The sequence below is a fragment of the Ruegeria sp. HKCCD6426 genome (assembly GCF_057221115.1).
This window is the reverse complement of sequence record NZ_JBWVBF010000001.1, coordinates 646,152-660,637: the sequence shown is the minus strand read 5'-3', so window position 1 is coordinate 660,637 and position 14,486 is coordinate 646,152. Positions and strand designations below refer to the sequence as shown.

At 57.5% G+C, this 14,486-nt stretch carries 16 protein-coding genes; 5 read left to right on the top strand and 11 right to left on the bottom strand.

The features are described 5' to 3' along the window. Window positions 1–24: 24 nt before the first annotated feature. A complete protein-coding gene (locus AC2TDA_RS03300) occupies window positions 25–624 on the bottom strand; it encodes a superoxide dismutase (RefSeq protein ID WP_480878815.1) in 600 nt (199 codons plus the stop codon). A gap of 101 nt (window positions 625–725) precedes the next feature. Here AC2TDA_RS03300 and AC2TDA_RS03295 point away from each other — a divergent pair, with 101 nt between their 5' ends. Then, window positions 726–1,487 (top strand): FkbM family methyltransferase, encoded by a 762-nt coding sequence (locus AC2TDA_RS03295; RefSeq protein WP_480878814.1) that lies wholly within the window; start codon window positions 726–728, stop codon window positions 1,485–1,487. Between the two features lie 59 nt (window positions 1,488–1,546). Here the strand turns inward: AC2TDA_RS03295 and AC2TDA_RS03290 are convergent, their stop codons facing one another. The 5 genes from AC2TDA_RS03290 to AC2TDA_RS03270 form a co-directional block, all read right to left on the bottom strand. Next, a complete protein-coding gene (locus AC2TDA_RS03290; protein WP_480878813.1) occupies window positions 1,547–1,990 on the bottom strand; it encodes a hypothetical protein in 444 nt (147 codons plus the stop codon). 179 nt (window positions 1,991–2,169) lie between these two features. Further along, the gene (locus AC2TDA_RS03285) at window positions 2,170–2,649 is read right to left on the bottom strand and encodes a hypothetical protein (RefSeq protein WP_480878812.1); all 480 of its coding nucleotides are present in this window, start codon (window positions 2,647–2,649) and stop codon (window positions 2,170–2,172) included. A gap of 241 nt (window positions 2,650–2,890) precedes the next feature. Next, a complete protein-coding gene (locus tag AC2TDA_RS03280; RefSeq protein ID WP_480878811.1) occupies window positions 2,891–3,457 on the bottom strand; it encodes a sarcosine oxidase subunit gamma in 567 nt (188 codons plus the stop codon). Continuing rightward, window positions 3,450–6,464: a sarcosine oxidase subunit alpha family protein gene (locus AC2TDA_RS03275; protein ID WP_480878810.1), complete on the bottom strand. Its 3,015-nt coding sequence runs from the start codon at window positions 6,462–6,464 to the stop codon at window positions 3,450–3,452. The genes AC2TDA_RS03280 and AC2TDA_RS03275 overlap by 8 nt, the downstream gene beginning before the upstream one ends. A gap of 43 nt (window positions 6,465–6,507) precedes the next feature. After that, entirely contained in the window at window positions 6,508–6,837 is a 330-nt protein-coding gene (locus AC2TDA_RS03270) for a sarcosine oxidase subunit delta (protein WP_480878809.1), read from the bottom strand. A 50-nt stretch (window positions 6,838–6,887) separates the two neighbouring features. Between AC2TDA_RS03270 and AC2TDA_RS03265 the strand changes: the two genes are divergently transcribed. Beyond that, complete coding sequence (locus AC2TDA_RS03265; protein WP_480878808.1) at window positions 6,888–7,049, top strand: hypothetical protein; 162 nt, start codon at window positions 6,888–6,890, stop codon at window positions 7,047–7,049. A 2-nt stretch (window positions 7,050–7,051) separates the two neighbouring features. Here the strand turns inward: AC2TDA_RS03265 and AC2TDA_RS03260 are convergent, their stop codons facing one another. After that, entirely contained in the window at window positions 7,052–8,296 is a 1,245-nt protein-coding gene (locus tag AC2TDA_RS03260) for a sarcosine oxidase subunit beta family protein (protein WP_480846652.1), read from the bottom strand. Window positions 8,297–8,474: 178 nt separating this feature from the next. Here AC2TDA_RS03260 and ccmI point away from each other — a divergent pair, with 178 nt between their 5' ends. The 3 genes from ccmI to AC2TDA_RS03245 are packed head-to-tail and all read left to right on the top strand — an operon-like array spanning window position 8,475 to window position 10,413. After that, a complete protein-coding gene (gene ccmI / locus AC2TDA_RS03255) occupies window positions 8,475–9,701 on the top strand; it encodes a c-type cytochrome biogenesis protein CcmI (RefSeq protein WP_480878807.1) in 1,227 nt (408 codons plus the stop codon). After that, window positions 9,698–10,162: a Holliday junction resolvase RuvX gene (gene ruvX / locus AC2TDA_RS03250; RefSeq protein ID WP_480846650.1), complete on the top strand. Its 465-nt coding sequence runs from the start codon at window positions 9,698–9,700 to the stop codon at window positions 10,160–10,162. Before ccmI ends, ruvX begins: the two co-directional genes overlap by 4 nt. Window positions 10,163–10,179: 17 nt before the next feature. Next, on the top strand, window positions 10,180–10,413 hold the full coding sequence (locus tag AC2TDA_RS03245) for a DUF1289 domain-containing protein (RefSeq protein WP_480878806.1): 234 nt from the start codon (window positions 10,180–10,182) through the stop codon (window positions 10,411–10,413). Window positions 10,414–10,993: 580 nt separating this feature from the next. On the opposite strand, the gene AC2TDA_RS03240 is transcribed toward AC2TDA_RS03245, so the two are convergent. From AC2TDA_RS03240 to dusA, 4 genes are read right to left on the bottom strand one after another with little or no spacing between them, the layout of a single operon-like run. Beyond that, complete coding sequence (locus AC2TDA_RS03240; RefSeq protein WP_480846648.1) at window positions 10,994–11,722, bottom strand: SpoIIAA family protein; 729 nt, start codon at window positions 11,720–11,722, stop codon at window positions 10,994–10,996. 36 nt (window positions 11,723–11,758) lie between these two features. Next, complete coding sequence (locus AC2TDA_RS03235; RefSeq protein WP_480878805.1) at window positions 11,759–12,544, bottom strand: hypothetical protein; 786 nt, start codon at window positions 12,542–12,544, stop codon at window positions 11,759–11,761. Then, the gene (locus tag AC2TDA_RS03230; protein ID WP_480846646.1) at window positions 12,538–13,362 is read right to left on the bottom strand and encodes a sulfite exporter TauE/SafE family protein; all 825 of its coding nucleotides are present in this window, start codon (window positions 13,360–13,362) and stop codon (window positions 12,538–12,540) included. Before AC2TDA_RS03230 ends, AC2TDA_RS03235 begins: the two co-directional genes overlap by 7 nt. A gap of 28 nt (window positions 13,363–13,390) precedes the next feature. After that, window positions 13,391–14,410, bottom strand: a complete 1,020-nt coding sequence (gene dusA, locus AC2TDA_RS03225) for a tRNA dihydrouridine(20/20a) synthase DusA (protein WP_480878804.1) — start codon at window positions 14,408–14,410, stop codon at window positions 13,391–13,393. Between the last annotated feature and the right edge of the window lie 76 nt (window positions 14,411–14,486).

Genomic DNA, 14,486 nt, shown 5'->3' with positions numbered 1-14,486 from the left:
CAAGACCCTGTCCGGGTCTAGGAATTACATCCGCGATGCGACGTTTTCCCAGTTCACCAGATTGTCGAGGAAGTTCGACAGGTAAGCCGGTCGCTTGTTGCGGAAGTCGATGTAGTAGGAGTGCTCCCACACGTCACAGCCCAACAGAGCGGTCTGACCAAAGCACAGCGGGTTCACGCCGTTCTCGGTTTTGGTCACAGCCAGTGAGCCGTCCGCGTTCTTGACCAGCCAAGCCCAGCCCGAGCCGAATTGACCGGCGCCAGCAGCGCTGAACTGCGATTTGAATTCGTCAACCGAACCGAAGCTTTCGGTCAAAGCCTTCTCCAGCTCGCTGGGCATGGCAGCTGCGCCGGGGCCCATCATCTCCCAGAATTGGTTGTGGTTCCACAGCTGGCTGATGTTGTTGAAAATACCGTTCTGCGCAACAGAATTAGCGTCGTAAGTGCCGACGATGATCTCTTCCAGCGACTTGCCGTCCCACTCGGTTCCGGCGATCAGCTTGTTGCCGTTGTCTATATAGGCCTTGTGGTGCAGATCGTGGTGATATTCCAATGTTTCCGCGGACATACCCTTGGCTGCCAGCGCGTCATGTGCATAAGGAAGATCAGGAAGTTCAAAAGCCATGTCGGCCCCCTGTTAAAAATGTAAGTTGCGGTTCCCATGGTTAAATGCTTTGGCAACTGCCGCAGGTCAAGAGCCGAGACAAGAAAACCCGGAGGTCCGCGATGCTGACACAGGCGCGCAAGATGTTCTACCGCGCCCGCGGATACTATGCGGGCAACCTGAATGGTGAGCCGTTCCGCCTGGACCCCTATCATTCGAAATTCTGGCGCAAGGCAACTGCAGGCGCCTGGGAACCTGAAACCTTCGCTGTATTGGACAAGTACCTGTCGCCCGACAACGACTACCTGGACATCGGCGCATGGATCGGCCCGACCGTTCTTTACGGAGCTCGTCGAGCGCGGCATGTATGGTGTTTTGAGCCCGACCCAACTGCATTCCGGCACTTAGCGTGGAATCTGGACTTGAACGACATCCGCAATGTCTCGGCCTTTGGCGTGGCCCTATCGGATCAGTTCGGGGTGGCTCGAATGGCCTCGGTGCGTGGCGAGCCCGGGGATTCCACCAGTTCTTTGCTGCATGATGGTGACCATGGCACCGATGCATTGACTATCGCTTGGGATAAGTTCGAGGCGGTAAATGACCTGTCGGGCATCTCGTTGGTCAAGATGGATATTGAGGGCGCGGAATTCTTTGTTTTGCCAACCCTTGTGCCTTGGCTGAAAACAACGCGCCCGACGCTATACCTCTCGCTACACGCACCGCTTCTCGCCGGGCTTGAGCGACGTGAGAAAATGACCGCGCTGCTGGACAGCTTGTCTTTTTATTCAGAGGTTTATGACGAAACCGGTGACCTTGTGGACTCGCAGAAGCTCCTTTCCGACGAGGCTTTGAACACCTACGGAACACTTTTGTTCAAAGCCTGAAATTTGTTCTGTCTCAAGAAAGCGCGCAAAACGCGCTTTCTTGGTATATGCCCTACGCCCTAGAACAATGACGGTGACTTGACCAGCTTGCAGTTTCCGACGCCTTTTGGCTTGTTTGTCAAATTGTCCATCGGGAAACTGGCGCGCATGCTGAATTTATTGGTGCCAGGGTCCAGCTTGGCAGTATATGCGACCCGGAATTTCCGTGTAGTGCTCGACGACAACGTGACCTTCCACGCCATCTGGTATTCGCCCTGCCGGGTCGTCTTGAACTTGGCATTCATGGGCGTTTCTTCATCCCGTCCGGCCAGGTCATTTGCTTGCATGATCGCGCCATCGATAACGCGCGCCTGCTTGTTTTCCGCATTCACACTGAGCAATACCCGAGGCGGAATCCATCCCTGTGCCTGGATACTGTGTAATTCGCAATCGTAATTACGCACTTCGGCCTGTGCCGCAGCGGCTGTAAGCCCCAGCGTCAGGGCAAGAATTCCAAGTTTCATTGATTATTTCTCCTGTTTTTTTTGGCGCAGGGATTTCTGCACACCTGCCATCCGCGAACACGTCCCGCGCGGCGTAAGCGGCAGAGGTTTGATTTCGAATTCACGACATCTGGGGTGACTACAAGGCCCGAAACGACTGCAACAAATGGTGTTTTCACACGCGTGTATTCCGTTAATTCCTAATTTAGCGTAGGAATCTCGCGGCAACTGCCTTTGGCATTTCCGTATAAGGGCACAAATTCGCTCAAATCTGCTGAGCGTGTTGTCGCCTTCATTGTGCGTCTATCCAAGAAAACCGTGAAATCGGTTTCACGCAGGTCCACAGTCCCCGCTGGTGCTCCATTGAAGGAGGAACTGCGGCCACCCACGCTGTACGTGTAATTCTGTCCGGACCAGGTAAAGGACAGTCGGCGGATACTGTTGCTATTGATCTTACCCGATCCGACCATTGTAGCGACTTTTGGAATTTCTACCTCGTGCAGTAGAGCAGAACGTCCAAACTCATCCAGCGAAAACACAATACGCACGGGTGTCGGCCGTTTTGCGACCCCACGGTCAAATGTGCATTCAAAACTTTCTTTATACGTTTCTGAAACAACTGCGACTGGCATCCCAATAGATAGTGCAAGAGCCACTACTAAACCTTTACGTATTCCCATGATCTAATTGATTTTCCTATGATTTCGCATCAAGATTCAAATGACCATAGGCTGCACTTTTCGTGCCCGCAATACGCGAAAAGTACTCGTGAAGTTCTCGTTATCGCGGCAGATCGTCGCTTCCTAAGAGCTGCGGTCAAAGGGGCAGATTTTAGCGGCGTTTAGGCTGGAATTCTCAGACCAAAGAAAAAAGACCGCCCAAATTAACGGGCGGCCTTGTCATTTTTTCCTGAAACGAATGTCAGTAGAATCCGACCTCACTGCCCGGTTGCGCCGCAACCCTGAGCAGTTTGAAGACGTAGTCCGCCGTCGAGCGGAAACAGACCACGCGAAAAGTCTCGGCATCGTCCATCCAAAACGCACCCGCAACTTGCGCCAATCGCGAGCGGCGGATCTGGCCGGGCTGAAATGCTTCAACCGACAGTTCGACCGGGGCCAGCTTACCCAAAACCTCGCGCGCGTTGCTGCCCGAGATACGAAACACGGCGCGCGCGTCCGAGACGTTAACCGCAAGCGCGTGAACACCGCTCAACGCGTTGGTCATTGCGGCCAGTTTCGCCTCGACTTCGGCATATGGTACCAGAACCAGCAATTCGTCGGTCGACATCCAGCAGACACCCGTGTCGCCATCTACGTCAGCTTCGCGCTGGCCCGGGACTTTCTTTCCAGTAGCGTCTTTGACGGCCTTGGCCAGAACCTTGTCCGACAGGTCGCCGCGCAACGTGATCATGCCCTGCAGGCCGCATTCTTCGACCTTGGCGATACCGTCATAGCTGGCGTGGTTCAGTGCGCTGATGGGTTCAGACATTCTGCTTCTCCCCGTCCTTGTCGAAGAAGATCGGATCCACGATCTTTGCTTTGTAGGTTTTGCCGTCGGTGCCAGGGAACTCGACAATCTCACCCATCCGGTCCGGACCGTGCTTGATCAGGCCCATAGCGATGCCTTTGCCCAGGTTGGCTGAATAGTAGGTCGAGGTCACACGTCCGATCATGTTGCGCTGACCGTTGGCGTTGACACCCTCGCCTACTGCATAAGCACCGTCGGGAATAACCGATCCATCCACAGTCTCGAGACCAACCAGTTTCCAGCGTTCCGGATCAGCCATATGGCTGCGCGAATGCGCCCGTTTGCCAAGGTAATCCTCTTTCTTTTTCGAGAGTGCCCAGTGCAGCCCCAGATCCTGCGGGATCACGGTGCCGTCGGTCTCGTCCCCGATCATGATAAAGCCCTTCTCGGCCCGCAGGATGTGCAGGCATTCGGTACCGTAAGGCATGACACCGAACTCTTTGCCTGCCTCCATCAGAGCGTCCCAGAACGCCTGACCCTGGCTGGCAGGAACCGCGATTTCATAAGACAGCTCACCCGAGAACGAGATTCGATAAGCGCGGCAATCGAACTCACCGATTTTGCCATCGCGCCATTCCATAAACGGCAGCGCTTCTTTCGAAACATCCATGCCGCCCAATTTCTCCAACACCTTGCGGGCGTTAGGACCGACCACGGCGACCTGAGCGTACTGCTCAGTCACGTTGGCGACGTAGACTTTCCAGTCCCACCATTCGGTTTGCAGCCACTCTTCCATATGACCGTGGATGCGCTCGGCCCCGCCGGTCGTGGTGTGGCACAGCCAGGTATCTTCGTCGATGCGGGCGACAACGCCGTCGTCGATCAAGAAGCCGTTCTCCGAGCACATCAGACCATAGCGGCATTTGCCGACCTTCAGCGTGGACATCATGTTGGTGTACATCATGTCCAGGAATTTGCCTGCGTCCGGGCCTTTGACGATCAGTTTGCCCAATGTCGAGGCGTCCAGCAGGCCGAGGTTTTCGCGGGTGTTCTTCACTTCGCGATTCACGGCGTCATGCACGGATTCGCCGGGACGGACATAGGCATAGGTCCGGCGCCAGTGACCGACCGGCTCCCAATCGGCGCCGTTCTTGTCGTGCCAGTTGTGCATCGGCGTTTGACGGATCGGTTGGAACACGTCGCCGCGGGCTTCGCCACCAATCGCACCCATCGAGATAGGGGTGTAGGGCGGGCGGAACGTCGTGGTGCCAACTTTCGGGATTTCCGATTCCAATGCATCAGCAAGGATAGCTAATCCATTGATGTTGCTTAATTTACCCTGATCAGTCGCCATTCCCAGCGTGGTGTATCGCTTGGTGTGTTCGACGCTCTCGTAACCTTCACGCGCAGCCAGCTGGACGTCGGACACTTTGACGTCGTTCTGGAAGTCGAGCCACGATTTCATACGCAGCTGAACTTCGGCGTTTGCGGGCATCAGCCAGACAGCTTCCATCGGCGCCTCGTCCGACGTTTCGCCTTGCGGTGCTTTAGTGTTCTTGGGCTTGAAGCCGGCGGCCTTCGCTGCAGCCTTACCTGCCGCGTGCGCGTCGGTCAGAACGTCACCCAGCACCAGCGGTCCATTCGAGGATCCTGCAGCCAGAACGAACCCTTCGCCATCTGCACCCAAGGGAGGACGCGACGGATCAGGGCGGAAATGCGCATTGGCGTCATCCCAAATCAGCTTACCGCCGCAATGGGACCACATGTGAACAACCGGAGACCAGCCGCCCGACATGGCGACGGCATCAGCCTCGACCTCTTCGCGCGCGCCGCCAACACCTTCCTGATTGCAGATCGCAACCTTCTTGACGCGCTTGCCACCTTTGACCTTGGCTATGGCCTTGCCGGGATCGACGCGAATACCCAGTTGGCGCGCCTCTTCTGCCAGCGGTCCAGCCGCGGCGCGGGCGTCAACAACACGCAATACATCCACGCCCGCCTGTTTGAGGATGATCGCCGTTCGATACGCGTCGTCGTTGTTGGTTGCGACAATCACCCGCTCACCCGGGGTTACGCCCCAGTTCACGACATAGTCGCGCATGGCTGAGGCCAGCATCACGCCCGGCACATCGTTACCCGCAAAGGACAGCGGACGTTCGATGGCGCCAGTGGCCGTGACGACCTGTTTGGCCCGGATGCGCCACAGGCGATGACGTGGACCTTGGGTGCCCGGCTTGTGATCGTTCAGGCGCTCATAGCCCAGTACATAACCGTGGTCATAGACGCCTGCGCCCATGCACCGCGAACGCATTGTGACGTTGTCCATTGCTTCCAATTCGGAAACAGTTTGTTCCACGAACTTATCCACAGGCTCGTCATTGATAGTGCCACCATCAACCGGAGCACGACCGCCCCAATGCGCGGTCTGCTCGATCAGCAGAACCTTGGCACCGGATTGCGCCGCCGCCTTGGCAGCTTGCAGACCAGCGACACCACCGCCGATCACCAGAACATCGGTGAAGGCATAGAAGTGTTCATAAGTGTCCGCATCCAGAGTTTCCTTGTCCGGCGCTTTACCCAAACCGGCGGACTGACGAATGATCGGTTCATAGACGTGCTTCCAGAACGGCTTTGGGTGGATGAACGTCTTGTAATAGAACCCTGCTGGCAGGAACCGAGCGAAAGCCGTGTTTACGGCACCAATGTCAAATTCCAGGTTCGGCCAATGGTTCTGCGAAACCGACGTCAGACCGTTGAACAGTTCAGTCGTGGTGGCGCGCTGGTTCGGCTCGAACCGGCTGCCCTGCCCCAGACCGACTAAGGCGTTGGGCTCTTCCGCACCGCTGGCGACAACGCCGCGTGGGCGGTGGTATTTGAACGAGCGGCCCATCATCATCTGATCGTTGGCCAGCAAGGCTGAGGCAAGCGTGTCGCCTTCATAGCCCTGCATCGAGGTGCCGTTGAAGGAGAAGGTGACCTGTTTCGACCGGTCAATCAGCCGGCCTTGTTTTGCGAGACGGGTGCTCATGTTGCGGACCTTTCGCAGGCGAAATTATGGATGGCGGCGCGGATCATTCGTACTCTCTCCACGTCCAGCCGGGGCGCTTTGCAGTGATTGCGTCCTTGATTTCTTGCGGCGGCTCGGTGGTCTGGGCGGAATACGTTCCGAACACTTCGAGGGTTTGCGTGCAACGCGCGGCGTGGAACCACTTGCCGCAGCCATTGCTGTGGCGCCAGCGTTCGAAATGAACGCCTTTGGGGTTTTCGCGCATGAACAGATAGTCGTGGAATTCGTCTTCTGACGAGCCCGGACCGAAACGCTTCAGGTGTGCCTCGCCACCGGCGGACAGTTCAGTTTCTTCGGCGTCTACGCCACAGTAGGGGCAATTCAGGATCAGCATGATGCCACTCCTCGCTTGAAATTTAGTGACCACACGCCCAAGTTGAGAGCATGGATATTTTGACCATTGTGTTGACCGCCGTGGGCACGCTTGCCGTCTTTGGACTGATCGCCTTTTTCGTTTTCCGATCCGAGGAAAAGAAGGTCATTGAACCACGATCCACCGCCACCAGATGCTCGGGTAGCGCCCACGAAATGGGTTTCGAAGACTGACATCAGTGCGCCACCCCGGCGGCGACGCTTTCATCGATGAAGCGGCCCTCTTTGAACCGGTCCAGCGAGAAAGCTTCGGTCAGCGGCGAATGGCCCGTGGCCATCAGCTGCGCCATTCCCCAGCCCGAGCCCGGGATCGACTTGAAACCGCCCGTGCCCCAACCACAGTTGATAAAGCAGCCGCCCAGCGGCGTTTTCGACAGGATCGGAGACCGGTCACCGGTCATATCCACGATGCCGCCCCACTGGCGCAGCATTTTCAGGCGCGAGATCATCGGGAATGTCTCGACCAGAGCGCGCACGGTTTCCTCGATATGGTGGAACGAACCGCGCTGGGTGTAGTTGTTGAACCCGTCGGTGCCGCCGCCGATCACCATCTCACCCTTGTCAGACTGAGACATGTAACCGTGTACGGTGTTGGCCATGACGACCACGTCCATGCAGGGTTTGATCGGTTCCGAGACCAGCGCCTGCAATGCAATCGCCTCAAGCGGCAGACGGAAGCCCGCCATTTCGGCCAGCTGACCGGAATGACCGGCAACCACGATGCCCAGCTTGTCGCACTCGATGGCGCCTCTGGTGGTGTCCACGCCAACGACGCGACCGTTATCCGAACGTACGCCCGTCACTTCGCATTGCTGGATGATGTCCATGCCCATGTTGGAACACGCCCGGGCATAGCCCCAGGCCACAGCATCGTGACGGGCAGTGCCGCCGCGTTCTTGCCAGAGTGCGCCCAGCACCGGATAGCGCGGACCGTCGAGGTTGATGATCGGAACCAGCTCTTTGACGCGCTCAGGGGTGATCCATTCGGTCTTTACCCCCTGCAGCGCGTTGGCATGGGCCGTACGCTGATAGCCGCGAATTTCGTGCTGGGTCTGGGCCAACATCATCACGCCGCGGGGGCTGAACATGACATTATAGTTCAGATCCTGACTCAGATCTTCGTACAGGCTGCGGGCCTTTTCGTAGATCGCCGCCGAGGGGTCCTGCAGATAGTTGGAGCGGATGATCGTCGTGTTCCGACCGGTGTTGCCACCGCCCAGCCAACCTTTCTCGATCACAGCGACATTCTGGATGCCGTAGTTTTTGCCCAGATAATACGCGGTTGCCAAACCGTGGCCACCCGCGCCGACGATGATGACGTCATAACGTTTCTTCGGCTCGGGCGAACGCCAAGCGCGCTCCCATCCGGTGTGATAACGCAGCGCCTCACGCGCCACAGCAAAGGCTGAATAGTGTTTCATGAGCGAATCCGTCCGGTCTTCGGTGATTGGGCGCAGATATGCAGTGTGATGGCATTTTACCCGCGCCATGCAACGTCGCAATATCGCACTATTGCGACATGAACGCCTTTCGCGGCCATTTGTCCCTTTTTTCGCCGGGCTGACAGGTCTAAGTCAGGGCAACCATATTGGAGGGACCATGACGTTCTCGGTTCTCATCTTCCTGATTGCACTACTGATCACAGGATTTCTTGGATATTCCATGCTGCGCGGTCGCCGGAGAGGTAAGCCGACGGCTTCTTATGACCTGAATGTATACCGGGAACAGCTGGCCAGTGTTGACCGCGATCTGGCACGCGGCGTGATTGGCAAAGCTGATGCAGATCGTGTGCGCACTGAAATATCGCGCCGTATTCTGGCCGCCGACACACAGATGCGCGGCGAATCTGACGATAGCGGTCCGTCGCGAACGGTATCCTTGGTTACGTTGCTGGTGATGGCTGCCATTCTGATAGGCGGTGCGCTGGCCATGTATCGTCAATTCGGCGCCGCGGGCTTTCCTGACATGCCGCTGTCCGCACGTATGGAACTGGCTGAAGAATTGCGGGAAAATCGTCCCAGTCAATCTGAAGCCGAAGGACTGGTACCCCCGGTCCAGACGCCAGAGCTGGAAGAAAGCTATGCCGCCCTTCTGACCCAGTTGCGTGACACGGTGGCTCAGCGTCCTGACGACCTGCAGGGCCATGTTCTGCTGGCCCAGCACGAAACCAACGCAGGAAACTTCAAAGCCGGATATGAGGCGCAGCAGCGCGTTATCGACTTGTCTGGCGACGCCGCCACCGCCGAAGCCTATGCCGATCTTGGGGAAATGATGATCCTTGCGGCAGGTGGATATGTCTCGCCAGACGCAGAAGAGGCCCTGCGCCAGGCCCTTGAGCGCGACCCGAACCTTGGGCCAGCACGGTACTATTGGGGCCAGATGCTGGCTCAGATCGGGCGACCCGATATGGCCTACCGGGTGTGGGTGGACACTTTGCGCGATTCTCCGCCCGGGGCGCCTTGGGTTCAAGCGATCCGCGGACAGCTCGACGATCTGGCCTTTCGTGCAGGCGTCTTCAACGCGCCCAGCATGAGCGCCGCACCCGAGCCCGGACCTTCGCAGGACGATATGCAAGCCGCCGCGGATCTGAGCCCGGAAGAACGGCAAGAGATGATTCAGGGCATGGTGGACCAGTTATCAGATCGTCTGGCGACTGAGGGGGGCTCGCCCGAAGAATGGGCGCGCCTGATCGCAGCGCTTGGGGTTCTGGGGCAAGCTCAGCGCGCGATTGATATCAGGGACGAAGCCGTGGTTGTCTTTGCAGGAGATACTGCCGCACTCGAGATGATCGATGCTGCCGCATTGCAGGCTGGTATCGCACAATGATCCACGACGCGTTCGAAGAGTTCGCTGCAGCTCTGTCCCCGATGACAGCCTTGATGGGGCTGGATTTGGGTGAAAAGACTATCGGTGTGGCGGTCTCGGATAGGATGCGCACAGTGGCAAGCCCGTTGGAGACTGTCAGGCGCAAGAAATTCACTCTGGATTCTGCCCGCCTGATCGAGATTGTGACTGATCGTGAGATCGGCGGCATCCTTCTGGGCCTGCCTCGGAACATGGACGGCTCGGAAGGTCCCCGATGCCAGTCGACCCGTGCATTCGCCCGGAATCTAATGCGTTTAACCGATCTGCCGATTGGATTCTGGGACGAGCGCCTCAGCACGGTAGCTGCAGAAAAAGCACTTCTGGAGGCGGATACGACACGAAAACGTCGCGGACAGGTTATCGATCACGTTGCGGCTGGCTATATCCTGCAAGGAGCGCTGGACAGACTGCGCTTTCTTTAACGGATCGGATTACGCTGATGACAAACATGGTTTGGAAACGGAACGAGGTCGAAAGCCCTTGTATCCAGATCTGTGTCGTCCACCCGACCGAACGCATCTGCACCGGTTGTTACCGCACCATCGACGAGATTTCCCGGTGGTCAAAAATGGACAGCTCCGAGCGGGCCGAAATCATGCAGGACTTGCCTGTGCGCAAGCCCCGTCTGGCCAAACGCCGCGGCGGTCGGTCTGCGCGACTGAACGGATCGTAAGCCCGGCGCATTCAGCTTTGCGTTTCTGACTGCCGATCTTTCGTCAAAGTGTTGTGAAGATCTTCATGCGCGCGCAACTCTGCTCCGAACAGCTCGACAAGTTCCGTCTGATTGGTCGGTTGCGGCTTCTGTTCCTTGGATTCGGATATAAAATCGAATGGTATTGGCAGGACCATCGACTTTTTTGAGAATATGCGTTTCCAAATAGAATTGAGTGCCATTTCGGGTGCCAAAATGTATGACCAACGTCGCTGCAAGTCAGACCTGAACTCCGAGGGGGGAAGAGTTCTGGTGCTTTAGCGTGAGTGAGTGGCAACCCACAGCGACGTGGCACAGTTACGATGCCTGACCCTTGAAATCCGAGGGCGGACAAACGAACAATTGAAGCTTTTCGATCAATCATTCAAGAAAGGCACCAGTGGTTTTTTGCCTTCCGTAACGTCAACTTCAATTGTTGAGTAGTTTGGGGTTGGAGAGAGAGACCTTCCCTGACACCGACGCTTGGGTATGCCACACCTTTCAGGCCAGAGCGCAGCGCGCCAACCCGTCGTCGCAATTTATCTTTCCTGATTATCCTGGCTCAACCAGCCGCAAGCCAGGCTTTGGCGTTTTCGAACTCATCGGCAGAGAAATACTGCGTCCGCGTACCCAGAACGTGGCTAGCCATGCGCTGCGCCATTTTTTGCCAGTTCTTGTCGCCGACAATCGCCGCCCGATCCAGCATACCAATATGGCCCGCCGCCAGTCGGAAATGCGCGGCCATAGCCGTAAGCCCTTGCCAACCATCAAACTCCCGCAGGTCGATCAACAGTCGAAACCCGCCCCTGTCACGTAGCATGGCATCGAGATCCGTATGTGCCTGTTTGTATTCCTCAGAATCCAGCTTGCCCATCAGTTTAATCTGGACACACGGCCCGCCCAGATCGGTAACATGGATCGCGCCAAGGGATTCACGCATCCATCGCCGGGCCTCCTCCAGTTCATCCATGCCAAACACGTGGACCGGACAGGGCAGGATCGGTGCGGCGAGCCGGATGCTGGTCTGGACCCATCCTTGATCGGCCACTACTCCGATACGGTCAAACCCACGCCAGTGGCTGAGCCCCAGTTTGGTATCGGACCAGGCTGCTCCCAGATCGTACCCCTTGAACTCGGGCATCATGATCGCCAGCAGACGCACGGCGTCGTGATCCTCCAGTGCTGCCTCAATCGCGGGGACCAGTGTGGCTGCGTAATCTGCGCTCGTGACCTCGCCGGACAATTCAACCTCGATCAGGGCGCCATCGGAGTTCGTGTGGACGGTAATCATCGAAAATCTCTCCAAAGCCATAAGAATGGCAGGAGGTTACGAGGATTCGAGCCATTCGGCTACACCGCCCGGACACTCGGGCCGGAAATAGGCGATCATCCGTCCGTCGGGCCCAGCCGTCGCGTTCTCACCCCAGGGTGCAACACCGTGCAGGCAGTGGCGATGCAGCAGATAAGCCTCGCCCGGACGGGCGGGTAATTCGATGCGCGGACAGGCTTCAAAAGCCTCTTTTCGTGCGGCCTGATAGATGTCAGTAATGTCGGTGCGTGCCAATTCATCGCGTGGCACACCGGCCAGGGCCTTTCGAAATGCCGCGCCCAGAATTTTGTGACTACCATCCCAAACAACCATAGGCGCTGCGTCCGCGCTGACCTTGGTCAGAGGAATGCCCAGTATCCATGCGTGCGGTTCATCGACCTGCCGGCGCCGTTCGGGCCCGGTGGGTTTCAGCCCATCCACATGGGCCGCGTCCCGCTTGCTCCGATACCGCGACGCTGCTTCGGATTCTCCCCGACGGGGCCGGGGATAGCCCGGATAGATCACCGAAACTTGCCCCTTGTGCAGGTCGATCCGGCCGTAATGCAGCGCGGCGAAGTCAATCGCCGCACCAGACAGAGGGGGCGAGTTGGCCACCCTGCCCTGCGCATCATTGTCCATAGCGTCAACGCCGATGAACCATGTCCCTTCGCAGTCATGCCATTCGGCGTTTGCCGTATCGGTTACTGAAGCGCGGGCCGCAGGTAACGCATGTGCGACCCATTCGGCCAGCGCCGCCTCATAAGGAAATCTGACCCAACCCCGGTCCCAAAAAGCGTTTACCATCCAAACGCCTTTCTCAGCATGTTCAGAGCGACAAGGGTCAGGAAAACGGCAAACACGCGCTTCAGTGGCTTGGGGTCCATCGCGTGCGCCAGCTTCACGCCCCAAGGCGCAGTGATCATCGTCATCGTAACAACTATGCCAAAGGCCACCAGGTTGACCGCCCCGATAGTCAACGGAGGGCGGTGTTCCGGCGCGATATTGAGGAACAGAAAACCTAAAACCGATGGGACCGCGATGATCACTCCAAACCCGGCGGCTGTCGCTACGGCCCTGTGAATTGGCGTGTTGTAGAGGCTCATCAGCGGCACACCAAAACTGCCACCTCCGATCCCCATCAGCACTGACAGGAACCCAACCGACGGGGACAACCCGGCCCGTCGCAGCCCTTTTGGCATCGCGTCGCCCAAACGCCATTCCGAACGGCCCAACCCCAGATAGGCGCCAATCACCATACCCAGAATACCGAACAACGCCTGCAGCATCTCAGTCCGCAATGCCGAAGCAACCAGAACCCCAATTATTGCGCCCACAGCAATTCCCGGGCCCCAGCCGCGCAGAATAGCCCAATCCACCGCGCCCTTTTTGTTGTGACCAAGCACAGACCGAATCGAGGTCACGATAATCGTTGCCAGCGAGGTCGCCAGGCACATCTGCATCAGTTGCGGCCCGCCATAGCCAAGCGTCTGAAACGTATAGAAAAATGCTGGGACCAAAACGATCCCACCGCCAACACCCAAGAGGCCGGCCAATACGCCGGCCAATGCGCCGATCACAAGCAAAAGGCCCAACATCTGGGCCAGCAACATTGTCTCGGTCATTATCCCCCCAATTCGTCCAAAGGCCGTGTCAAACGGCGCGGTCCACCTGCGACAGTGGCTCTACGCAGGCAAGGGCCTGCAACACCACTTCGGTACCCGCATGATCGCGCACCGCGCCTTCGGACAACGTTCTGCGCCAACCACGTGCCCCGGGACGACCGGCAAACAAGCCCAGCATGTGCCGGGTGATCTGGTGCAGACGTCCGCCTTCGGCAATATGCTGTTCGATATAGGGTAGCATTTTATGGACCGTGTCCATCGGATCTGTCGCGTACCCGGTTTCGAATATCTGCACATCTGCTTCAGCCAAGATGTCAGTGGGTTGGTGATAAGCCGCGCGTCCGACCATGACGCCATCCAACCCCGCATCCAGATGCACGCGGGCCTGTTCCAGCGATGTGATACCGCCATTGATCGAGATATGAAGATCGGGAAACGCCGCTTTCATCCGATGTACCAGATCATAGTCCAGCGGCGGAATATCTCTGTTTTCCTTGGGGCTTAGCCCCTGCAACCAAGCCTTGCGCGCATGGATGGTGACGCGTTGACACCCGGCTGTCTGTATCTGGTCGAGGAAGGTGGGCAAAACCTCTTGCGGTTCTTGCTCATCAACACCGATTCTGCATTTCACTGTGATCTCGACTTCCACGGCCTCGCGCATCGCCGCGACGCATTCAGCCACCCGTCCGGGGTCTTTCATCAGCACGGCGCCAAACGTGCCCGACTGCACTCTATCCGACGGGCACCCACAGTTCAGATTGATTTCGTCATAACCCGCATTCGCACCCAACTTGGCGGCCTGAGCCAGCTCTTTCGGGTCAGAACCGCCCAGTTGCAAGGCTACCGGATGCTCCGACAGATCGTGATCCAACAGGTGAAAAGCTCCACCTCGTACAAGCGCAGGAGCGGTAACCATTTCGGTATACAACAGTGCCTCGTTGCTCAGAAGCCGGTGAAAGTACCGGCAATGCCGATCCGTCCAATCCATCATCGGAGCAACGGACAGGCGTGCGCTTTTCTGGATATCTGTGGTTTTAGCTTCCGGCATGTCTCATCGCGCCTTCAAGATGCAGTTTGTTGCCATCACCGGATCGATCCGCGAACACTATGCAATCAACAAATTA